Annotated in this window: 23 protein-coding genes; 3 read left to right on the forward strand and 20 right to left on the reverse strand. The window is 27.7% G+C overall.

Going from position 1 to position 22,298, the window contains the following annotated elements; translation table 11 throughout:
- Positions 1–227: 227 nt before the first annotated feature.
- The 5 genes from speB to OIF33_RS11365 form a co-directional block, all read right to left on the reverse strand.
- Positions 228–1,079, reverse strand: a complete 852-nt coding sequence (gene speB / locus OIF33_RS11345; protein WP_322504371.1) for an agmatinase — start codon at positions 1,077–1,079, stop codon at positions 228–230.
- Positions 1,072–1,926, reverse strand: coding sequence for a polyamine aminopropyltransferase (gene speE, locus OIF33_RS11350; protein WP_322504372.1), 855 nt, complete (start codon positions 1,924–1,926; stop codon positions 1,072–1,074). The genes speB and speE overlap by 8 nt, the downstream gene beginning before the upstream one ends.
- 14 nt (positions 1,927–1,940) lie before the next feature.
- Complete coding sequence (locus tag OIF33_RS11355) at positions 1,941–3,395, reverse strand: aminotransferase class I/II-fold pyridoxal phosphate-dependent enzyme (protein WP_322504373.1); 1,455 nt, start codon at positions 3,393–3,395, stop codon at positions 1,941–1,943.
- A gap of 17 nt (positions 3,396–3,412) precedes the next feature.
- The gene (gene speD, locus OIF33_RS11360; protein ID WP_322504374.1) at positions 3,413–4,228 is read right to left on the reverse strand and encodes an adenosylmethionine decarboxylase; all 816 of its coding nucleotides are present in this window, start codon (positions 4,226–4,228) and stop codon (positions 3,413–3,415) included.
- Between the two features lie 344 nt (positions 4,229–4,572).
- Positions 4,573–6,123: a nitrite/sulfite reductase gene (locus tag OIF33_RS11365; protein ID WP_322504375.1), complete on the reverse strand. Its 1,551-nt coding sequence runs from the start codon at positions 6,121–6,123 to the stop codon at positions 4,573–4,575.
- Between the two features lie 246 nt (positions 6,124–6,369).
- Between OIF33_RS11365 and OIF33_RS11370 the strand changes: the two genes are divergently transcribed.
- Together OIF33_RS11370 and OIF33_RS11375 are read left to right on the forward strand one after the other, a co-directional pair.
- Positions 6,370–6,591, forward strand: coding sequence for a hypothetical protein (locus OIF33_RS11370; RefSeq protein ID WP_322504376.1), 222 nt, complete (start codon positions 6,370–6,372; stop codon positions 6,589–6,591).
- A 13-nt stretch (positions 6,592–6,604) separates the two neighbouring features.
- Complete coding sequence (locus tag OIF33_RS11375) at positions 6,605–6,820, forward strand: hypothetical protein (RefSeq protein ID WP_322504377.1); 216 nt, start codon at positions 6,605–6,607, stop codon at positions 6,818–6,820.
- 128 nt (positions 6,821–6,948) lie between these two features.
- On the opposite strand, the gene OIF33_RS11380 is transcribed toward OIF33_RS11375, so the two are convergent.
- Entirely contained in the window at positions 6,949–8,340 is a 1,392-nt protein-coding gene (locus tag OIF33_RS11380) for a peptide MFS transporter (RefSeq protein ID WP_322504378.1), read from the reverse strand.
- A gap of 423 nt (positions 8,341–8,763) precedes the next feature.
- Entirely contained in the window at positions 8,764–9,894 is a 1,131-nt protein-coding gene (locus OIF33_RS11385; RefSeq protein ID WP_322504379.1) for an AI-2E family transporter, read from the reverse strand.
- Positions 9,895–10,155: 261 nt separating this feature from the next.
- Between OIF33_RS11385 and OIF33_RS11390 the strand changes: the two genes are divergently transcribed.
- Entirely contained in the window at positions 10,156–10,608 is a 453-nt protein-coding gene (locus OIF33_RS11390) for a MarR family winged helix-turn-helix transcriptional regulator (protein WP_322504380.1), read from the forward strand.
- Between the two features lie 99 nt (positions 10,609–10,707).
- On the opposite strand, the gene OIF33_RS11395 is transcribed toward OIF33_RS11390, so the two are convergent.
- The 13 genes from OIF33_RS11395 to OIF33_RS11455 form a co-directional block, all read right to left on the reverse strand.
- Positions 10,708–11,388: a TrkA C-terminal domain-containing protein gene (locus OIF33_RS11395; RefSeq protein WP_322504381.1), complete on the reverse strand. Its 681-nt coding sequence runs from the start codon at positions 11,386–11,388 to the stop codon at positions 10,708–10,710.
- Positions 11,389–11,419: 31 nt separating this feature from the next.
- Positions 11,420–11,602, reverse strand: a complete 183-nt coding sequence (locus OIF33_RS11400) for a hypothetical protein (protein WP_322504382.1) — start codon at positions 11,600–11,602, stop codon at positions 11,420–11,422.
- Positions 11,603–11,610: 8 nt separating this feature from the next.
- Entirely contained in the window at positions 11,611–12,726 is a 1,116-nt protein-coding gene (locus tag OIF33_RS11405; RefSeq protein WP_322504383.1) for a 4-hydroxybutyrate dehydrogenase, read from the reverse strand.
- A gap of 308 nt (positions 12,727–13,034) precedes the next feature.
- Entirely contained in the window at positions 13,035–13,448 is a 414-nt protein-coding gene (locus OIF33_RS11410; RefSeq protein WP_322504384.1) for a hypothetical protein, read from the reverse strand.
- Positions 13,449–13,897: 449 nt separating this feature from the next.
- Positions 13,898–14,536, reverse strand: coding sequence for a manganese efflux pump MntP family protein (locus tag OIF33_RS11415; RefSeq protein ID WP_322504385.1), 639 nt, complete (start codon positions 14,534–14,536; stop codon positions 13,898–13,900).
- Positions 14,537–14,798: 262 nt separating this feature from the next.
- Positions 14,799–15,467: a GerMN domain-containing protein gene (locus OIF33_RS11420; RefSeq protein ID WP_322504386.1), complete on the reverse strand. Its 669-nt coding sequence runs from the start codon at positions 15,465–15,467 to the stop codon at positions 14,799–14,801.
- A gap of 399 nt (positions 15,468–15,866) precedes the next feature.
- Positions 15,867–16,007 carry a hypothetical protein gene (locus OIF33_RS11425; RefSeq protein ID WP_322504387.1) on the reverse strand — a complete coding sequence of 47 codons (141 nt, stop codon included), beginning with the start codon at positions 16,005–16,007 and terminating at the stop codon, positions 15,867–15,869.
- A 351-nt stretch (positions 16,008–16,358) separates the two neighbouring features.
- The gene (locus OIF33_RS11430) at positions 16,359–16,889 is read right to left on the reverse strand and encodes a hypothetical protein (protein ID WP_322504388.1); all 531 of its coding nucleotides are present in this window, start codon (positions 16,887–16,889) and stop codon (positions 16,359–16,361) included.
- 226 nt (positions 16,890–17,115) lie between these two features.
- Positions 17,116–17,295, reverse strand: coding sequence for a hypothetical protein (locus OIF33_RS11435; protein ID WP_322504389.1), 180 nt, complete (start codon positions 17,293–17,295; stop codon positions 17,116–17,118).
- 80 nt (positions 17,296–17,375) lie between these two features.
- Positions 17,376–18,044 carry a response regulator gene (locus OIF33_RS11440; protein ID WP_322504390.1) on the reverse strand — a complete coding sequence of 223 codons (669 nt, stop codon included), beginning with the start codon at positions 18,042–18,044 and terminating at the stop codon, positions 17,376–17,378.
- The gene (locus OIF33_RS11445; protein ID WP_322504391.1) at positions 18,013–19,593 is read right to left on the reverse strand and encodes a sensor histidine kinase; all 1,581 of its coding nucleotides are present in this window, start codon (positions 19,591–19,593) and stop codon (positions 18,013–18,015) included. Before OIF33_RS11445 ends, OIF33_RS11440 begins: the two co-directional genes overlap by 32 nt.
- Before the next feature lie 217 nt (positions 19,594–19,810).
- Complete coding sequence (locus tag OIF33_RS11450; RefSeq protein ID WP_322504392.1) at positions 19,811–20,809, reverse strand: 2-hydroxyacid dehydrogenase; 999 nt, start codon at positions 20,807–20,809, stop codon at positions 19,811–19,813.
- A gap of 284 nt (positions 20,810–21,093) precedes the next feature.
- A complete protein-coding gene (locus OIF33_RS11455) occupies positions 21,094–22,143 on the reverse strand; it encodes an AEC family transporter (protein WP_322504393.1) in 1,050 nt (349 codons plus the stop codon).
- Positions 22,144–22,298 lie beyond the last annotated feature (155 nt).

The raw sequence follows: 22,298 nt of genomic DNA on the forward strand, positions 1-22,298 counted from the left end.
TTATATAGGATTGTCTATTTATAGAATCCTATATAACCCTCTATATTTATTATTATTTTATTTATTAGCTATGTTTTAAACTAGTGTTGATTTTTAGATAGAACTATAAGACCATCTTAATGAGCAGTTAGTACTACATTATTCTAGAGTAGATGATAGCAATACTTTGCGAAATTAAGCTAGGTCTAAAGAGCTAGCTTAAAGTCAACATTTATCTAAAACAGAGCCTATTTATTATTTGCTACTAATAGCATTTCTCTTAAAACTTTACACGCAACAGCAGTTGATGCTCCTGTTTGATCATATTGAGGTGATAATTCATTAATATCAAATCCTACAATATTTAATCCCTTAAATTTTAATATTGAATTTAAAAGTTCAGTAAACTGTACTCCACCTGGTTCTGGTGTACCTGTTCCTGGGAATACTGATGGATCTAGAACATCTAAGTCTATTGTTACATAAACAGGTTTATCTTTAACCTGTTCTAAAGCATACTCTAAGTTATTACAATTAAACTTATTTGTGTAAACATGCTCTTTTCCCCATAAGAACTCTTCTCTTTCACCTGAACGTATTCCAAATTGGAATATTTTATTATCCCCTACTAAGTCCCAAACTCTATGCATAACTGTAGCATGAGATAATTTTTGACCTAAGTAATGATCTCTTAAATCTGCATGAGCATCAAAGTGAATAACATGGACATCAGGATATTTTTTAAATACTCCTCTAAAGGATCCTAATGTTACTAAGTGTTCTCCACCTATCATAGCTGGTATTTTTCCATCTTCAACAACCTTTGTTGAAAACTCTTCTATTTGAGCTAATGCCCCTTCTGAATTTCCAAAAGGAAGCTCCAACTCTCCACCATCAAAAATATTAAAATCATAAAGATCTAAATCTTGATATGGACTATAGCTTTCTAATCCCCAAGACTCTCCTCTCATTACCTGACTAGCAAATCTAGTACCTGGTCTAAAAGAAGTTGTTGAGTCAAAAGGTGCTCCAAAAACAACTATGCTTGATTCATTATAATCTGACTCACATCCTATGAATGTACTTATATTCTTATTCATTATCAACGCTCTCTAACATTTCCTTAACATAGTTAGGTAATGCAAAACATCCTTTGTGTAAGTCCGTATTATAATACTTAGTTTTTAGTCCTAAATCATTCCATTTTTCTATGTCAGCAGTTAATGGATCATATTTCTTTGAAGCAAAGCCAAATAGCCAATGTCCTGATGGATAAGTTGGAATATGAGCTTGGTAAACTCTACAAACAGGGAAACATTCCTTTATTCTCTTATGAGCTCTCTTCATTCCTCTTGCATAAGCTTCATAATATGGACTTTCATGTTGATTTACAAGTATTCCATCTTCTTTTAATGCTTTAAAGCAATTTCCATAAAATTCTCTTGTAAATAGTCCTTCTCCTGGTCCGAATGGGTCTGTTGAGTCAACTATTATTAAGTCATATTTATCTTCTACTGAACGTACGAATTTTAATCCGTCTTCAAAGTATAAACTTACTCTAGGATCATCTAACTTACTAGCTGTTTGTGGTAAATATTCTCTACAAATATCAACTACTAGCTTATCTATTTCAACCATATCTATTTTTTCTATAGTTTCATATCTTGTAAGCTCTCTTACAGTTCCACCATCTCCAGCTCCTATAACTAATACATTCTTAATATTAGGATTTGTAGCCATTGGAATATGAACTATCATATCATGGTATATAAATTCATCCTTTTCTGTTACCATCATAAGTCCATCTAATGTAAAGAAAGTTCCAAATTCTTGAGATTTAAAAACATCTATTCTTTGGAAATCACTCTTTCCACTATAAACTTGTTCATCTACCTTTATTGAGAAACGCACCTTATCTGTATGCTCTTCTGTGTACCATAATTCCATAATTAAAAATCCTCCTAACAATCTAAAACATTTATATATTCAATTTCCATATCCTCTGGGCCTGTTACTAAACTTCCCTTTTTCTTAGAATATTCAATATAATCTATAGTCTCTTTAGTTATAAGCTCACCTGGAGCAAGTATTGGAATTCCAGGTGGATAACACATTACAAATTCTCCAGAAATTAAACCTTCACTTTCTTTTAGAAGTACTTTCTTTTTATCAGCATAAAAAGCTTCCTTCGGTTTAACTTTAACTATAGGATCTATATATTCATAATCAAATATATCTTTTTTATCTTTTTCATGAATTCTCTTAATCTCACTTAAAGCTGAAACTAATCTTTCAATGTTATATCTAGTATCACCAACTGATATTATTGCAAGAATATTTGCCACATCTCCAAGTTCAATTTGAATTCCATAGTCGTCTCTTAATATGTCATAAACTTCAATTCCAGCTAACCCTGTATCTAGAGTGTTTATTGTTAACTTTGTTACATCAAAATCGTAAATGTCATCACCATTATTAATTTCTTTTGAAAAAGCATAATAACCACCGATTTTATTTACTTCTTCTCTTGCATACTCTGCAATGTTAACTACCTCTTCAAATATATCTTCTCCATTTAAAGCTAGATTTCTTCTGGCAATATCTAGAGAGGATAGTAATAAATAAGATCCACTAGTTGTTTGTGTTAAGTTTATTATTGTTCTAACATAATCAGGCTTAATTCTATTACACTTCATAAGAAGCATTGAACTTTGAGTTAAAGAACCACCTGTTTTATGTATGCTAACTGCTGCCATATCAGCTCCTGCTTCCATTGCTGAAACTGGAAGTCTTTTATCAAAATAAAAGTGAGTTCCATGAGCTTCATCAACTAATACATACATATTGTTTTCATGAGCTAACTTAACTATTTCTCTTAAATTTGAACAAATTCCATAGTATGTTGGATTGTTAACAAATATAGCTTTTGCATCTGGATTTTCTTTTATGGCATTTTTTATATCCTCTATTGCCATTCCTAAAGATATTCCAAGTCTACTGTGAATACCAGGGTTTATATATACAGGAGTTACTCCTGTTATTATTAAAGAATTTATAGCTGAACGATGAACGTTTCTAGGCATTATAATTTTATCTCCATCCTTACAAACACTCATAATCATAGCTTGCACTGCTGACGTAGTACCATTAACCATGAAAAATGCCTTATCTGCTCCAAAAGCCTCTGCTGCTAATTCCTCAGCATCTTTTATTACAGAAGTTGGATGGCAAAGATTATCTAAAGGCTTCATTGAATTTACATCAACTGAAACACAATCCTCTCCTAAAAACTCTCTTAGTTCTGCATTTCCTCTTCCCTGCTTATGACCTGGTACATCAAAAGGAACAATCCTTTGTCCCTTATACCATTTTAATGCTTCATAAATAGGAGCATTTTCTTGAGAAAGTCTTTTCACAGAAATCCCTCCTTTTCCTAATAAATATTTACACCACCGTATATTTCAATCATCTCTTTTGATATTCTATCTCTTATTTCTCTTCTCTCATTTGGAGATAATTCATATGGATCAGAATTAAATAAATAGTTATTTAAAACAATATCCTTAAGCATCATTTTTGTATGGAATATGTTTGATTGATAAACATTCACATCCATAGCATCATATCTTTTTAATGTCTCTCCATCTATATAGTCTTGAATAGATTTTATGTCATGGTCTATGTAGCACTTTCTTCCATCTACATCTCTAGTAAATCCTCTTACTCTGTAATCAATAGTTATTACATCTGAATCAAAGCTTCCAATTAAATAATCTAAAGCATTTAATGGAGATATCTTTCCACATGTAGATACATCTATATCAACTCTAAAAGATATTATGTCATTATTTGGATGAAACTCTGGATAAGTGTGCACTGTAAGATGACTCTTATCTAAATGTCCAACAACACTATCTCTAAGCTCTAGAGAAGAAAGCTCTAATCTATTGCATGATGGATCAATTAGTGCTACTGGTAATGCCTCTTCTGTTATAAGAACATTTACGCTAGCTCCCTGTGGTTCATAATCTTGTTTTGAAATATTTAAAACATGAGCTCCTATCATATCTGTAACATCACAAAGAATCTTTGTAAGACGTTCAGAATTATATTGCTCATCTATATATTTTATATAGTCTTCTTTTTCTCTTTCTGTCTTTGCATAACAAATATCATAAATATTAAAACTTAATGTCTTAGTAAGATTATTAAAACCGTAAAGGCATATTTTTTCTTTCAACCCTAACATCAACCCTTTCTTTAAACAACTTATTTACTGTATAAATATAAATTTAAAATTCATTTAAATTTATTAAATGTAATTTTTGAATTTATTATATATCACAGATTTAAATTTTACTATAGGGAAAACCGACCATCCTTGGCATTTAGTCAGTTAAATAGTATTGCGTTAATATTTCGGTAACAAAAACTAAGTAAAATACTTAGTATTACTAAACTTAAACTTTAATAAAGTAAACTGAAGAAGTGTTTAAAAATGCACTCTTAAAGTAAATTTAATTAAAAATAAAAAAACTCCAAAAAAACTCATTTGTAAAGTTTTTTTGGAGTTTGTGAACTTTTTGTTAATAATTATACTATATATTCATTAAATATATCTTTAAATTCTTCTTTGTTATTTTCAATCCATTCTTCAAAAGTTGAATTTTGGACCTCAACAGCCTTTGCAACCTTGATTAAAAATTCAGGAACATTGTTTTGAATTATATCACCATAATAATATCCTAAACGAGTTTCACCTATGCCTAGTTTACCACCAAAATGTAATTCAAAGACATTTTCTAATACCTCTCCAACTTTTTTCTTCTTACCAGCAAATCCAATTTCTCCGATTTCATGCATACCACAAGAGTTTGGACAACCTGAAAAACGAACTCTTGGTAATGATCCTTCTTTAATACCATTTTCTTTTAATAATTCTACGAATTCTCTTAAAGTTCTTTGGCTTTCTAATACACCCATTTGACATATTGGAACACCTATACAAGCTACACTTCTCTCAGCTAAAGTTTCTCCACCTTTACCTTGAGTAAGTTCTAATATAGCCTCTGCTTCTTTTCCATTTAAGTTTCTAACATATAGATTTTCATCCATTCCTAATCTAACTTCAACTTCTTCTAATCCTTCTATAGCTTCTATTAAAGCTTTTAAAATATCTAAATTTAATTGTCCTCCAACAGGATGGAATAATACTGTATATAATCCTTCTTGTTTTTGAGGAATTAATCTTTCATGCTTGATATCAGTTTTTTCACCTTTTTTGTTGTATTTTATTTCTTTAACTTCAAGGTCTAAACCACCTTTAGCTTTAGCCTTTTTTAAATACTTTCTGAAATAGTTTTTAAATTCCTCTTCACCCATTCTTTCAACAATGTATCTAATACGTGCTTTTCCTGGGTGTTCATAATCACCTTCAGCTACGAATAAATTAGTCATAGCATCAAGGCAGTATAATATGTCTTTTTCATCTATTAACTCATCAAATTCAACAGATGTTCTTGGATTTCTTCCTAATCCACCACCTATGTAAAGTTTAAATGCTCTCTTTCCATTATTATCAACAGCTAAGAAACCTAAATCTGTAACTGTACAATGTGCTGCATCTGCTTCTGTATTTGAGAATGCAGTTTTTATTTTTCTTGGTAATTTATAAGTATATATTTTACTCATATAATGTGCATTAGCAGCTAATGCATATGGAGTTACATCAAAAGTTTCTTCTATTTGAACTCCTGATAGAGGATTTAAAGCTACGTTTCTTGGGAAGTTTCCGCCTCCTCCTCTAGTGTAAATCCCTTTAGTTAACCCTTCTTGCATTATATCACATGCAGCATCTATAGATATTCCATGTAATTGTATTGCTTCACGAGTTGTTAAATGCACCTTATCTAAGTTGTATTTTTCAGCCCAATTATAAGCTTCTTTTAATAAATTTAATCCAGCAACTCCTGATGGAACTCTTAATCTTACCATGAATTCTTTTCCACCACGGTGTGCATAAACTCCCATTCCACCTGAAGCTTTTTTAAATTCACCAACAGTCATTTCTTTATTTAAAAACTTATGTCCTTTTTCTCTAAACTCTTCAATTTCCTTTGATAAAATCTCATTTAATGTATTCATTTTATATCACCTCATTAAAATTTTAAACTTCAACATTTTATTAGTAAACAATTATTTCTTTATACCTCATATAGGTAAATACCTATATGATTTTCATTATTTTTTTCTCCAATAAATATAAATGTTATTATACTTGAAACATTTCCAGATTTATTGTTAATAAAAAATTTTGTTTGTTTACACAATTTTAATTTTTATATTCTTATTATATAATATATTTATAGGTTTTGTAAGGAGTTGATTTTTATGAGAGAAAATAAAATAAAAGAAGATTTAATAAAAGCTTATAAAGAGTGGAAAGATTTAGAACATAAAACTGATGAAAAAATTAAACACCACCACCAATTAAAAAAAGAAGAACGAGAAGATGCCGCAAAAAGATTTTCTGAATTTGCTAAATTAGACAATCCTCTAACAGAAGATGAAATACTCCAATTAGAGGAATACTACAATGATACATTTATTTAAAGGAGATGTTTTTATGGGTGATAGCAAAGTAAAAGAAGATTTAGTGAAAGTTTATAAAGAGTGGAAAGACTTAGAGCATAAGACTGGTAAAAAAATTAAGCACTACCACGAATTAAGAAAAGAAGAACGAGAAAAAGATGCAAAAGAGTTTACTGATTATGCAGGCTTACCAGTTCCAATAACTGAAGAAATGCTTTTAGCTTTAGATGAAGAATATTTCAGAACTTAATATAAAAAAGACACATTAATTTAATTAATGTGTCTTTTTCTTTATATAAAACTTAAATATCCTAATTCAATTTATTCAATGTTTCTTCTTTAAAAACTCCTTAAAGAAATTTTAAATCTAGTATCATTTTATTCCATCATAGCAGTAATTTTTTTGCTTAGTAATAATAGACTTAGTCCTAATAAAATACTTACTCCAGCTATTGAAGCAAAAATTTCTAAAGCTCCAAATGATGCTATAAATGATGCTATGTATCCTGATAAAAGATTCGCTACACCGTTACTTGCAAGCCATACTCCCATTAATAATGATACATATTTAACTGGTGCAAGTCCACTTACCATTGAAAGTCCTATTGGTGATAGACAAAGTTCTCCCATTGTATTAAATAAATATGTTCCAACTAACCATAACATACTAACTTTTACAGCTGGATTTGCAAGATCTCCATTTACTGATAATGTTGCAATTGTCATTAATAAGAAACCACATCCTAGAACTATCATACCCATTCCCATTTTAGCTGGTATTGATAGATCTCCTTTTTTACTATTAGCAAGTTTAAACCATAATTTAGAGAATACTGGCGCTAATAAAAGTATAAATAATGGGTTTAATGATTGGAAAAATGCTACTGGAACAGTCCATCCAAATAAATTTCTATTTGTTGTTTGCTCTGCAAATAATGTTAATGTTGTTCCGGCTTGTTCAAATCCAGTCCAGAAGAATATAACGAATGATGTAAGTATTAATATAGCTGCTATTCTCTTTTTCTCTTGTTTAGTTAAAGGTCTATCTTCTTTTACAACCTCTTTTTTAACTTTTTCTTTTTTCTTCTTACCTATATCCCCTAAGTATTTAGGTGATAATGTTATAAATATTATTTCTCCTAATATAATACCTATAGCTGCTACTAAGAATCCATATTTAAATCCATAATGAAGTATCATTTCTCCTGATTTAGTCGCAAAATAGTTTTCTGCTAAAAATCCACAAATAATTGGTGCTATAAAAGATCCTAAGTTTATACCCATATAGAATATTGTGAAAGCTGAATCTTTTCTTTTGTCACCCTCTTCATATAATTGACCAACCATTGCTGATATATTTGGTTTAAAGAAACCATTTCCTATAATTATTAATCCTAATCCAACAAATAATGCCATTCTACTTTGCCATGCAAATAAAGTTAAGTTTCCTAAAATCATTACTGCTGCCCCAATGATAATTGATCTTCTTTGCCCTAAGTATCTATCTGCAAGCTCTCCTCCTATAATTGGAGTAAAATATACAAGACATGTATACCAAGCATATATAGTTGCTGCTGTTGAAACATCAAATCCTAACCCCCCAGTTACAAATGATGCTGTTAAGTAAAGCATTAATAATGCTCTTAAACCATAGTAACTAAATCTTTCCCACATCTCTGTAAAGAATAGTAAATATAAACCTGCTGGTTGTTTTAATCTTCCTTTACTCTTCGCTACTTCAATATCAGTAGCATTAACTGCCTCTGCCATTTTATATTAAGCCCCCTCTTTTAATTATAACTTTATTAACTTCTTTGTATTATATTAATTTATCATTAAAGTTATTATTTCGTTAACACATTTTTAATTATAAATACATTTTTAATTCTAATCAAACGTCACTTTCACAAATTATTGTAAGTTTATTAATAATTTAATCATATTTCCTCTTAAATACTCCTTTTTTCTATGTGCACCGTAACAACACATTTGTTTTTTTATTAAATACACACTTTTAGTACTTTACTCATCATTATGTAACTTAATTAATATATTAATAAATTTTATCGTTAAATTTTATTCTTTAGCAATAAACAAGATTAAAAAAACATAAAAATTAGACCAATATATTTATTACTATATTGATCTAATCTAAAAACTCTTATTTTTACTATTTAGTTATTGCTATTCTAATCACTTATGAATCCCTTTTTCTCTAAGTTGTTTATTAGTTATTCTTTTTAACACCTTGAAAAAGACTCCAAAGATAGGTATTCCTATTAACATTCCCATAACTCCAAATAAACTTCCACCAACTAATATTGCAAACATAACCCATAAGGCTGATAGCCCTATAGAGCTACCTACAACTCTAGGATATATTAAATTCCCTTCTACTTGTTGAAGAACTATTATAAATAATATAAACCACAAGGCTTTCATTGGATTTATTATTAAGATAATAAATGCTGATGGTATTGTTCCTAAAAAAGCTCCAAAAATAGGTATTAAGGCCGTCACCCCTATCATTACACTTATTAATAAAGCATATGGCATTTTTAAAATAGTCATCCCTATAAAACATAGTACTCCAATAACTATAGATTCAGTACATTGTCCTGCTATAAATTTAGAAAATGTATAATTGCACATTTGTCCAAGCTCAACAAGTCTATCTGCCTTATCTTTTTTCATAAATGCATATATTATTAACTTTACTTGGCTTATTAGTAATTCCTTACTAGCTAACATATATATTGCTAAAATTAAAGCTAAGAAAAAATTAACTATTCCAAATGTGACCCCCAAAGTAAAATCTAATAAATATCCTAGGGAGCTTCCAACAATCTGGCTTGTAACTTTGAAAATATCTTTCCACATATTAACAAGTTCATTTGTAAGGTTTTGCAAGATAACTTGCGATTGTGAATTATTTATTGCACCTTCTTGTAACATTTGCTCAAATGCTATTAAATAATTAGGTACATTTTCTACTAAAGTAGTAATACTATTCGTTAGTTGAGGAATTATAAATATAGTAAGGATTGCTATTGCTAATACAAAAATAGTTAAAGTTATTGTTATTGATAATGTTCTCTTAACACCTCTAACAAACTTTCCATTTCCTAAGCATTTTTCTATTAATGTCATTGGAATGTTAAGAACAAATGCTATAGCTATTCCCCAAAGAAATGGTTTTATTATACCTAAAAGATTTGATAAAAAACCTAATACCTCTTTTATATTTATAAACAAGAAAGTTAAAAATATTATATATGTGGCTAAAAAAATATATTTTTTGAAATTTTTATCCTTGTACTCCAATATTTTTCTCCTAAAATTCTAAATTAATATGAAATAACTTCTTAAAAGATTTTTATTATTTCATCATTATATTATTGACCCAATTTTAAAATATTAATCTTTTATACATTAAACTTTCAAAAATATGATATGAAAAAAGAATTTTTAAACTATATAATATGTATAGAAATTATAAAAATAGCAATTATGGTTTACTTATAAACTATCTTAAGGTATAATTTATATAAAGTTTACAATTGAACTATTTAAGGAGGAAGGTTAATGGATTTAAAAACTCTAAATCCTAATGGTAACGCATTTTTAGTTTCATTTACTAAAGCCAAAAAGACATATAAGAAATTTATTTCACCGACTTTAAGTAATTTAGGATTAACACATAATGAGTTTGAAATATTAGTTTTCTTACAAGAAAATTTAGAATATAATACAGCAAAGGATATAGTAGAATTTTCTGGCCTTTCAAAAGGATTAATTTCAAGATCTATAGAAGGCTTATTAAAAAAAGAAATGCTAATAATAAAAAAGGATGAGAAAGATAAAAGAATAGTTAGACTTTATATATCTGACTCAGCTACTAAAACAATTGATGTTTTAAATAAAATAAGTAATGAATTTTGCAAATTGTTATTAGAAGGTTTAAAAGAGGAAGAGCTTGCTGCTTTTGACAACATATTAAACAAAATGATTAAGAACCTAAACAACTTAAAAATTTAAACATCTATACATAAAAAAATCTATAAATAGCTTAAAGATTTCTTATCTAAATGCTATTTATAGATTTTCTATATTTTTATACCATATGTACAAATGACATTATTTCACTTCATTTATGTGCTCAAACATACTCTTTATATTTTTTAAATTTCCATACACAGTTATTTTATCGTAAGTTTCAAAAACATAATCAGGAGTTGGAAAATTAATAAATTTATCTCCCTTATCTATATTTAATACTTCAATTTCCATAGGTTTAAGTCCACTATCTCTTATACTCTTTCCGATAATTATGGTTTTACTTGAAAGATATATTTCATAAACCCCAAATCCTCTAGTATGAGTTATTAAAGTTAAGTGCTTTGAATTCAACTTGTCCCAAATTTTAGACTGCACAATAAATTTTTCTATTTTATTTTCTAGTTTCTCAAGTAAAGAACTTTTATGAAAAAATAAAATAAATACAATAAATAATACTATTATTGCTATAGAACCTACATCTATAACACTACTAGTTATTATGTTTACTGCGAAGGATATTATAGTTGCTGTACTTGCGTAACTAAATCCCATAAGCCAAATAGCAAGTTTTCTTCTAGTAGGATGTTGAACTATTATTTCACTTTCCTTGGTTGTAAATCCTGTTCCTGTTAAAAGAGAGGTAACCTGGAATCTTGCTTTTTCTATAGGAACCCCTGTAAGTCTAAATAATATAGCAAAAAAGTCTACTATAATTAAAAATATCATTAAAAATAAAATAAATGTAAGTACTAAAACCAAAACCTCTTCCTCCCTAATAACCTTTAAATTTTCAAATTAATATATTGCAAACTAACAATTTCTCTGTTAATTCATCCTCCACTTTAATTTTTGATTTATTATCAATTGACTTTTTCTCAGTATCAATTCCTGTAATTTTAGATAACATTCCTAAAAGTAATAAAACTATAAGCAGAATCTCTCCAGCCATTATAATCATTCTTACTAACTTCATATATCCCCCTAATAAAGAGCTTTATAAATTTTTACTATATCATCGATACTCATAGATACATAATTGTTTTTTAACAATCTTTGTTGATTTTTTATAACACTATGGGCAAATATATCTATTTCTTCTGTTGTCATTCCATATTCTTTTAAATCTTTTCTTCTAATAAGATTATTTAATAAATTTTCTAACTCTAAATAACATTCTTTTTCATCTGAATTAACAATATTACTTATTAATCTTGTTAGTTCATTAATCTTTCCTTCTGCATTATTTTTCTTATAAAAATTAAGTACTGCCATTAAGAATTCGTAATTTGCTTCTCCGTGAGGAACATGATATTTACCCCCTAAAGGATATGATAATGCATGGACTGCACCGACTCCTGCATTTCCAAAGGCTATTCCCGCATAATTACTTGCAATTAGAAACTTATCCATTATATTATTTCTATACTCTTCTCCTCTGTCTATTATCTCTTTATAGCCACTTAAAATCATTTCTATAGCTTTTAAAGCAAATAAATCTGTATAAGGAGTTGAATTTGGAGATAAAAAACTCTCAATACTATGGATTAAGGCATCAATTGAGCTATAAACAAAAGCTTTATAAGGCATTGTTTTACAAAGTTCAGGAATTAAAATTCCCTTATCTGCATAAAGTTCATCTACTGCTAATCCAAGTTTTGTATTTTCACTCTTTATCTCAACAATAGATATGTTAGTAACTTCACTACCAGTACCACAAGTTGTAGGCACAATAATAAGTTCCTTATCTCTTATAACAGGAATTTCTCTTTTAAATAATTTTTTTGTACTATCTACATCTTTTAAAGACAAAAGCTTTCCTACATCTAATATGGATCCTCCTCCAATTGCTATAACTCTATCAAAATCTAAGTCTCTTATATCTTTAAAAATTTCATCTACAATTTCATCATTAGGCTCATTAAAATTGTATTTATCTTTTAATATATAATTACATTTTAAATTTAACTCTTCAAAACTTCCCTTATATATTCTTTTATTAGTAAACACTAAATCTTTTTCTCCTAAATTTAATTCTTTTGCAAAATCATAAGCATTATTAAAGCTTAATATTTCTGTATTTAAACTAAAAAGTTTCATTATAATCACCTACTAAAACAATAAAATATTTTTTTCAATTTTAAAATCAACAATTACATAAAAGAACCTGAACTTAAATCAGTATATTGTTATTCTTTAATTTCATTCACAATATATTAATAATTTTATTATACTAAAATTTCTATTCTTACTCCAATATAAATTACATATAATAAATCATTAAAATAAGTTTTTGTAAAAAATCAAAACAAAAAACCTATAAATATTGCATAAAATCATGCAGTATTTATAGGTTTTAATTATTATATGCAATATAAAATTCAAATTTATAAATTTTATATTCTAAATTAATCTACCTGCCTTAAAAGTCTTTTCATAACATCATTAACCTTTGCTATTCCAAGATCTTCATGTGCCATAACCATTATTAATTTTACATCATTGTAAGACATATCCCATTTATACGATCTTATGTCTAAAACGGCATCTTCTGGCATATACTCAAATATCATGCCCGCAACTTCTTCCGCTAAATCTAAATAATCTTCAAAAAGCTCTTCATCATTTAAATCCTTAAGGTCATTATTCTCTTTTATAAGCCCTCTTAATATATCCATATCTATACTTAATTTAAAAGCAACTATGTCCTCTCTTTTTGAACTTTTACATAAATCACTTACTACTCTCACATCAGTATTCTGCTCTATATCTCTTTTTATTTCTTCACTATCTAAAACTCTGTTTCCAAATGCAACATACATGTAAATTACCTCCTTAGTTATTTCTATAAACTATCTAAAAACTTTAATTAAGCTATATTTTAATGTAATGTTGATTTTTAGATAGAACTGTAAGACCATCTTAATGAGCAATTAGTATTGCATTATCTACGTAAGAATAATAGCGTTAAGAAGCTTTTTCTTATTTTTATAAGGAATACAATCTCACTATAGTTCGATTTCATAAGTTCAAGATACCAAATTAAAAATTTGGACTTTCACTTAACCTTTAGCTATTATTCTGGAGTAGATGATAGCAATACTTTGCGAAATTAAGTTAGGTCTAAAGTGCTAGCTAAAAATCAACATTTTCCTAAAATATTTTTCATTAAAGTCATCTTTCTAAAATCTACCTATATATTTATAACACTTGTTCACTCTATATTACAAGTAATATTTTTATTTTTATCCTATTTAACTTAATTATGATACTAAGAAAATAATTTTTCAATAATTCCAGTATGTTCTAATAATATATTTATACCTATAAGTATTAAAATTACTCCTCCAATTATCTCAGCATAATTCTTAAATATATCCCCTAACTTTTCTCCTATTATTACACCTAAAAAACATAAAACAAAAGTTATAACTCCAATTATTATTACAGATTGCACTATGGAAATTCCTAAGAATGCAAAGCTAACTCCAACTGCTAATGCATCAATACTAGTTGCAATAGCTAATAGTGTAAGATTCTTAGTGCTTAATTCATCATTACTACTACGAACCAACTCTAGGCCACTATCTTCAAAAGCCTCTAAAGTTACTGAAACCTCACCCGCTTCTTCTTTCTTTTCTTTTATTGCTTCAAAAAGCATCTTACCTCCGATTAAAGTTAATAGTATAAAAGCTATCCAATGATCAAATGCTTTTATATAATCAGCAAAATATCTTCCAGCTCCCCAACCTATTAAAGGCATAATTGCTTGAAATCCTCCAAAAAATAAAGCGATTCTTAATGCATCTTTAACTCTTACTCTTGTTAGTGTTATTCCTTTGGCAACAGAAACTGCAAAAGCATCCATTGCAAGCCCAAATCCAGTTAAAATAATTGATAAAATACTCATAACAAACATTCCTCCTACTTATTAAAATATGCATAAAAAAAGACTTATATGCAGTAAAAAACTGCATATAAGTCTCGCTATTTAAGACTAAGCCAGACCAAATCTCTTTGGTCAATTTGTTGACTTAATCACTCATTCAATTTGAGCTAACTACTCCCTCATATGGAAACAAAGTTTATTAAATACTTAAAAACTTTATCATAAATATTTATAAAAATCAAGTATATATTAAATTCAACGTAAATATTCAATATAATTATTTTTATTCTTTTAGTTCACTTACCTCACTATAATCAACTTGAAAATATTCTCCTTCTTCTAAATATATATGTCCACTAGCATAATTTTCTCCATCAACTTTTATAATGACTTTATCAACACCTAGGTTATAACCATAAGAATTAACCATACACTTAAGCATACTAGTCTCAAAACCACTTCCTAAATTAATATTTTTAAAAGAATTCTTATAAAAATTAACAGTTAAAACTCCATTCTCAAGCTTAGCATCTTTTATTTCGGCCTCTATTGGAATACCAACTGATAACCTTTCATGTAAATCATTTTTTAGTTCCTCTGTAACAGCCTTAACAATAGCTTTATCTTGTACCTCTACTTCTTTATCAACATAATAAAGTTTATAATCATTATCATGATAAAAAATTCTGAGAATCATGTTTTCTCTACTAACTTCATCATTTTTATTATTCTCATTTGTATCTTCGTTATCCTTCATTTCACTTTCTTCTTTATTGACTTTTCCCTCTTCTTTTAATTCATTTTCCTTAATAAATGAAGAATTTTCTCCTGTTTCATTAATTTCACTAGAAGTTTCATTATTATTGTTATTATCTTTGTTTTCTTTAGTAAAACATCCAGCTAAAAATAAAGGTATAAGAATTATGGATAAAATAGATACTAATTTCTTCATAAATTCACCTCAAATTTTAATTAATCTCTTTTTATAGTATAGAGTAGTTTAAAACTTTCCTTTTAAATTTATATAATATATGAATATGTTATTGGTATATAAGTATCTACTACTTTAAATAATATTTATCCATAACTGTACTTTCTGTTCTTCTAATTTATAATTTTAATAAAAATAAGTTATGATTTAAACTAGTATTAATTTTTATATAGAACTGTAAAACCATCTTAATGAGCATCTAGTATTGTATTATATACGTAAGAAGAATAGCGTTAAGAAGCTTTTTCTTAATTTTTTACAGTCACTAAAATAAAATAAGGATATAAATAAATTTATTCTTTTAATAAATTCATTTATATCCTTATATTAATGCTTTGACTTTTAGGCTTTTGAACTTAATTATTTTCCACAACACTTTTCATGAGATTTAATTTTATGTGCCATTTTTTCTTCTTCTCTTCTAACTTCAGCCATTTTTTCTTTTTCTACTTTTATTGCATTTTCAGAATCATAATGAGTTATTTTATGATTTTTTCCCATATAAAACACCTTCTTACATTTAAATATTAGCATAGGCAAATTTAAAATTTTAATAAGGAATCCTTACTTTAAGGTCATCCTCATCTTTAAATTCATGATACTCTTATGTTAAAACTATGTAAAAATCAATAACTCCTTATTTTAATGCATATACACTTAAAATATCCTATTTTTTTTAAAGTTTAATATATTTTCTTTGTATTATTCCCTCTCCCGTACTATATTTAAAAATAAATTATAATAAAGTTAATTTTAATAAAATATCTTCTTCTTTATTATAAATACTACTTATTAAAGGTAAAAAAATTAAGAAACTTATAGTTTTGAAAACTACAAGTCTCTTAATATTCATTAAATAGCATTTTTATTTACAGTTATTATAGTTTCTTCACCAACTTGAGAAAGTTTATATTGATATCCATCCTTTTCCCATTCGTAAACTTTGGAATCACTACCTTCCTCATCCTTGTTAATCTTTGGTTCACCTAAACTTTCTTTAATATTTCCTAATATGTTATCAGGTGTTATTCCTTTAAAATGAACACTTACAGCACTTACATTTTTAGAATCATCAAGTTCAAGTACTAGATTTGCATCATAGTTAAACATTCTTACAGAATAGCTTGAAGATACAATAACCTTCTTGCCTTCAACATCTTCTATTTTTTCAGTTCCAATTCCTTTGTTTGCTGTTACTTCATCATAAGTCTTTCCTACGTAAGTACTTAAATCACTAAAGTTAGCTTCGTTTTGAGCACTTTGTTGGATCTTTGAATGATTACTATCAGTATTAGCTTTTTGGTTAGAGTTAGTACAACCAACAAGTGATATAACTAATAAAGAAGTCATTATTAAACTAGCAACAATTTTTTTTCTATTCATAGTTTCTTCTCCCTCAACTCTTTCTCTTATGTATTTTTCCTAATATGCAAATATATAATAATAATTTACATTCTTACATTATTATAATATATTTTATATAAATATATATTACAAAATTGATTTTATTTGTTCTTTATAAACTCAAAAGGAAGCAGTATTTTAGCTCTCCTTAAAGCAATTATAAATTTTATAGTGAATTAGAGAAGTTTTTAAATCTAATCTTACTTTATTTACTAACTTTAAATGGACTGCCAGTATAAACCCAACTATTCTCATAAAAAAATGTGAACCATAAGAAATTAACAAAGAAAATATACCATAAACTATTTCCTGTGGTAAACCCTTTAAGTCCAATTAATGAAATTAATCCTAAAAATCCTAGATATCTATGTTTGTTATATTCCATAATACCCCTCCTAGTGAATATTTCTTATTTTAATTATACTATATCCACCAGGAAATATTTACTATATAAATCTTAATTTACTAACTTAAAGTATATTTATACTCAGGTCTTCCTACATTTCCGCTAGTTAAGGTTACATTTACTTTCTTTATATTTTCTAAGTAATCCATATATTTTTTTATAGTTACATTACTTATTCTAAGTTCACAAGCTATCTCTCTTAATGTCCATACTTTTCCTTGATTTTCTTTTAAAAATTCTAAAATTCTCTCTAATGTTTTTTCATTTAGACCCTTAGGCAACTCAAATTTTTCCTCTGAGATCTTTGAAATAACGTCTATATCCTTTTGACTTAAAGAAGATCCTTTGCTTAGCATATTATTTTTTTGCTTATATTTATTTAATGCTTCTTCAAATCTCTCAAACTCAAAAGGCTTAACTAAATAGTCAGTTATTCCATAGGCAAAGGCTCTCTTCACCTCTTCAACACTATTAGCCGCTGTTATCATTATTACATCTGTTAAATACTTTTTATATCTTAAGCTTTTTAATATATCAATACCATTTTTTTTAGGAAGATATACATCTAAAAGTATTAAGTCAACCTCTTCTTCATCTAAAACTTTTATTATCTCTTCTTCTGTTTGCACTGGTCCTAATATATTTTTAAATCCCATATTTTCTAAATATCTTCTATTAATAAGAGCCACCATTGGATCATCTTCTACTATAAGTATCTTCTTTGCCATCATTTTCTCCTTTTAAAATAGTTATAATAAATATTTTTTCTCCATTGAATTCCTCAATATCAATACAACCATCATAAAGCTCTACTCTATTCTTAACCAATGATAATCCTGTTCCTCTTCCTTCTCCCTTTGAGGAAACTCCCAATTCAAATATTTTTTCTTTTATGTTCTTATCTATAGGTTTCCCATTATCTCTAACTTGTATTTCAATTCTCTCATCATCTTCATATAAAGTAACTTCAACTTGTTTATTTTCAATATCTGAAGATGCACAAGAGTCAAAAGCATTTTCTATAAGATTACCTAAAATCGTAACAATATCATAAGAATCAACGTAATTATGATTCCCAAACAAGAAAGATTCCTCTGTTAGAATAAATTTTACTTCCCTCTCTTTTGCAACTAACTCTCTGCTAAGAAGTAATCCTCTAACATAATAATCTTCTATACTTGAAAACTTCAAGGAATTATTCTCATGCATTTTTTGTGTTTTTAATATGTACTTTCTAGCCTCTTCATATTCTCCTAATTGAATTAGCCCTAAAATTACATGAAGATTATTTCTAAATTCATGTACATTAGCTCTAAGGTTTTTAACAACCTCATCAACTCCAGTAATCTCTTTTGCAATCTTTCTAATATCATTTCTATCCATTAAAGTTATTACAGAACCTAAATATTCTCCTTCTTTCATAATAGGATGTATATTTATGAATACCTTTTTCCCTTGGACTATGATTTCCTTCATCTCTATTGATTTATTTTTTTCTATATAAGGAACCAATTTTTTTAAGACTCTTTCTTTTGAAAATCCATCTATAAGCTTATAGCAATTTTCATTTACTTCTGTTATTTCATTATTTTTATTTAATGCTATAATCCCTTCACTTACTGTATTTAATATAATGTTCTTTTCCTTATAAAGAGTAGCAATCTCCTCTGGTTCCATCCCCAAAATTGCCTTTTTAACCTCTTTAGCAAAAAGCTTAGATATTAATATAGTAATTGAAAAAACTATTATAAAAAGCCATATGTACTTTATTAAAGTCTTATAAGTTAATAATTGAATTTCATTATAGTATTTTCCTACCATAACAAATCCAACTTGCTTACCATCATACATTATAGGTTGAAACCATCTTAAGGTTTCTCCCATTGATCCTTGCATTAAAGAATAATAACTAGATCCATATTCTAAAACCTCTTTTTTATCCTCATTTACAAATACTGTTCCTATCTGCCCTTCATCTAAATGAGAGTATTTAACTCCTCTCATATCAGCAATAACAATTATGTCTACATCCTTTCTAGATTCAATAAATTGTTTAGTATACTCTTGAATCTTTGGATCTATTTCCTCTTTACTAAGACCCTCTTGAACAAAAGGTGTTTGACTTATATTAAAGGCTGTTTCTTTTAAAGTATTTCTTATCCCCTCATCCATATAGGAGATCTTATCTTCTATAAATAAAGTAAAAGATAAAGCTAAAGGAATAAAGGCGATAAGTATAGCCCACAGTAATATTTTATTTTCAAATTTTACTTTCATAGCTTTCACCACCGTGAAGGAATTATATCATATTAATAAAATTACTCCAATTATCTTTTAAATTTTTTTTAATATTTTTTCACAAAAAAAGAGTATATCATAATTTATAAACCTAGAAAATATAATCTATATCTTCTTAGTAATTAAATTATTGATATACTGCTTTTTCATTTATTTAAGTCTAATTTTAATTACCCTAAATAACTCTCTATTTTTATTATGCTATTGCATTCTTACAAGTATTTCCCTCTAAATACTCTTTTAAGTTTTCATATGATATTCCTATCATATTTCTTAAAGCTTCATCTGTATATGAGCCCATATGAGGAGTTACTAAAGCTCTTGGGTATAAGCCTATTAATTTTTCATATGATTCATTTTCTAACTTTTGTCCTTCTAAGTTCTTAAAGAACACTGCTGACTCACCCTCTAAAACGTCAGTTCCGAATCCACCTAATTTTCCTGATTCAAGAGCTTTTACTATAGCTTCTACGTCTTGTAATTCTCCTCTTGCAGTGTTGATTATGATAGCATCATCTTTCATTTTTGATATGAATTCTTCATTAATCATGTGGTAGTTTTGACCTTTTATGTATGGCATATGTACTGATATTACATCAGAAACTTTTAAAACTTCATCTAAAGGCATAAATTCAACTACTTCCTTAGCAGCATCGCTTTGGAATACGTCGTATGCTACAACCTTAGCTCCTAAACCTTTAAATAATTTGGCAGCTGTTAATCCGATTCTACCTGCCCCTAATATTCCAACTGTACAGTTTCTTATTTCCTTACTAAACATGAATCCATCTACTATGAAGTTTTTATTGCTTGTTCTATTAGTAGTGTATGCTGTATGTCTTAAAAGCATCATAGCTAAAGATACTGCTAACTCTCCTATAGCATTTGGTGAGTAACCAGGTACTCTAGCAACTTGTAATCCTAGATCTTTAGCTGCTTCTAAATCAACATGGTCAAATCCAACTGTTCTAGTTAAAACATACTTAAGTCCCTTACTCTTTAAAAGTTCTAAGTTTTGTCTATCAGCCATGCAGTTTCCTCTTACCATTATAGCTCCAGCTCCGATAGCTTCTTCTACATTTTCATGGTTTAAATTTTTCTCAACTAAAGTTAAGTTATATCCGAACTCTTCATTTAACTTGTGGAAGTATGGTACCTCTGTTTCTCTAACTCCATAACATACTAATTTTATCATATGAAAATCCTCCTCTTTTCCCCATCTTTTCTGCTTTATTTTAAATTTGAAACTGAATTTTTCTATATTAAATATAAGTGAAATAATATTTGAATGAGTAATTAGATTTTCATTGTTTTTGGAATAGATTCAGCGTTAAGAAGCGAAAACTGTTCGAAGCGAAGCAAGTTTTGAGCTTTAGCTGAATCTATGGAATAAACAATAGAAATTCTTCACGAAATTCAATAATTATTGAACTATATTTAATATGAAAAATTCAAATTAAGTTTTAAATCTTTATAATCTTAAGCAAATAATCCTATGTTTTTGATTATTTCTAAAATTACTATCCAGAATGGCATTGCTACTACGGCAACAACTGTTGATAATAATGAACAGTTTGATGTTAATAAAGCTTCTTTATCAAAGCTTATTGCGTAAGCTGCCGCAACTGTTGCTGTTGGAGTTGCTAACATGATAACTGTTGTAGCCATTCCTTCGAATGAAACTGGTAATATACCTGTTTTAGTTAATACTACTAATAATACTAAGTTTATAGCTGGAACTAACATTATTTTTATTAAACTGTATATCCATGGATCTTTTTGTCCTACAGCTTGCTTAAATGGTACCTCTGCTAAAGTAATACCTATAGCTAACCATGCAAGTGGTGAACATAACTTATCTAAATATGTAAGTGGTTGATATAACCATGGTAAAGTTTTATCTATTCTTAAGAAAGCATAGCTCTTATCTCCAATTTGAACTTGTGGTAACATTCCTTGGAATAACCATATGAATAATCCTAAGAAAGTTGCTATAATAATTGGATTTAATAACATTTCTTTTAAGTTCTTCTTCATGTTTTCTTTGTCCATTTTCACACCAGACATTTTGATGTAACCATATGAATATAAGAAAACTCTGTATGCTATATTGAATATTGATGAATACATTGCACCTACTGAACCATATACAGCTTTAACTATTGGAATACCAAAGAAAGTTGTTGATCCAAATATAGTAAGTACTCTAAATACGTCTTGCTTATCTCCCTTATATCTTGCATAGATAAACTTTGTTAAGACGATTAATAATATGTAAACTACAAATCCCCATATTAAAATATTAATACCTTCTTGTAATTCCTTTTGGTTAACATCCTTCATGAATGAAGTGAATGCTAATGCTGGAATTGCAACTGTTAAAACTACTTTAGTTAATATTTTTGATGCAGCACCTGATACTATATTTCTTTTTCTAATATAAAATCCTAAAAATATAATTGCTATTGATGAAAATATTGCACCTATAATTGCATTATCCGTAAGTGTTTTTTGAATGATTTCTAACATTCTTAACCTTCCTCCTATTTTGTGTTTTTTTTAACATTTAAAATCATGTTGATTTTTGTCGAATATTTTCCTTACAAGAAATATTGTACAAGCCTTGCCCCTTTCAAACAATTTATTTAAGTTTTTAAATAATTATTTAAGTTATTTAAGTTAAA

The sequence above is a fragment of the Clostridium sp. LIBA-8841 genome, assembly GCF_034439435.1.
Classification (GTDB): domain Bacteria; phylum Bacillota; class Clostridia; order Clostridiales; family Clostridiaceae; genus Sarcina.

Coding starts and splice junctions, on each gene's coding strand:
- speB (WP_322504371.1), bottom strand. CDS start 1,079: ATGAATAAGAATATAAGTACATTCATAGGATGTGAGTCAGATTATAAT.
- speE (WP_322504372.1), bottom strand. CDS start 1,926: ATGGAATTATGGTACACAGAAGAGCATACAGATAAGGTGCGTTTCTCA.
- speD (WP_322504374.1), bottom strand. CDS start 4,228: ATGTTAGGGTTGAAAGAAAAAATATGCCTTTACGGTTTTAATAATCTT.
- OIF33_RS11365 (WP_322504375.1), bottom strand. CDS start 6,123: ATGAATACATTAAATGAGATTTTATCAAAGGAAATTGAAGAGTTTAGA.
- OIF33_RS11370 (WP_322504376.1), top strand. CDS start 6,370: ATGAGAGAAAATAAAATAAAAGAAGATTTAATAAAAGCTTATAAAGAG.
- OIF33_RS11375 (WP_322504377.1), top strand. CDS start 6,605: ATGGGTGATAGCAAAGTAAAAGAAGATTTAGTGAAAGTTTATAAAGAG.
- OIF33_RS11380 (WP_322504378.1), bottom strand. CDS start 8,340: ATGGCAGAGGCAGTTAATGCTACTGATATTGAAGTAGCGAAGAGTAAA.
- OIF33_RS11390 (WP_322504380.1), top strand. CDS start 10,156: ATGGATTTAAAAACTCTAAATCCTAATGGTAACGCATTTTTAGTTTCA.
- OIF33_RS11400 (WP_322504382.1), bottom strand. CDS start 11,602: ATGAAGTTAGTAAGAATGATTATAATGGCTGGAGAGATTCTGCTTATA.
- OIF33_RS11405 (WP_322504383.1), bottom strand. CDS start 12,726: ATGAAACTTTTTAGTTTAAATACAGAAATATTAAGCTTTAATAATGCT.
- OIF33_RS11410 (WP_322504384.1), bottom strand. CDS start 13,448: ATGTATGTTGCATTTGGAAACAGAGTTTTAGATAGTGAAGAAATAAAA.
- OIF33_RS11415 (WP_322504385.1), bottom strand. CDS start 14,536: ATGAGTATTTTATCAATTATTTTAACTGGATTTGGGCTTGCAATGGAT.
- OIF33_RS11420 (WP_322504386.1), bottom strand. CDS start 15,467: ATGAAGAAATTAGTATCTATTTTATCCATAATTCTTATACCTTTATTT.
- OIF33_RS11425 (WP_322504387.1), bottom strand. CDS start 16,007: ATGGGAAAAAATCATAAAATAACTCATTATGATTCTGAAAATGCAATA.
- OIF33_RS11430 (WP_322504388.1), bottom strand. CDS start 16,889: ATGAATAGAAAAAAAATTGTTGCTAGTTTAATAATGACTTCTTTATTA.
- OIF33_RS11435 (WP_322504389.1), bottom strand. CDS start 17,295: ATGGAATATAACAAACATAGATATCTAGGATTTTTAGGATTAATTTCA.
- OIF33_RS11440 (WP_322504390.1), bottom strand. CDS start 18,044: ATGGCAAAGAAGATACTTATAGTAGAAGATGATCCAATGGTGGCTCTT.
- OIF33_RS11445 (WP_322504391.1), bottom strand. CDS start 19,593: ATGAAAGTAAAATTTGAAAATAAAATATTACTGTGGGCTATACTTATC.
- OIF33_RS11450 (WP_322504392.1), bottom strand. CDS start 20,809: ATGATAAAATTAGTATGTTATGGAGTTAGAGAAACAGAGGTACCATAC.
- OIF33_RS11455 (WP_322504393.1), bottom strand. CDS start 22,143: ATGTTAGAAATCATTCAAAAAACACTTACGGATAATGCAATTATAGGT.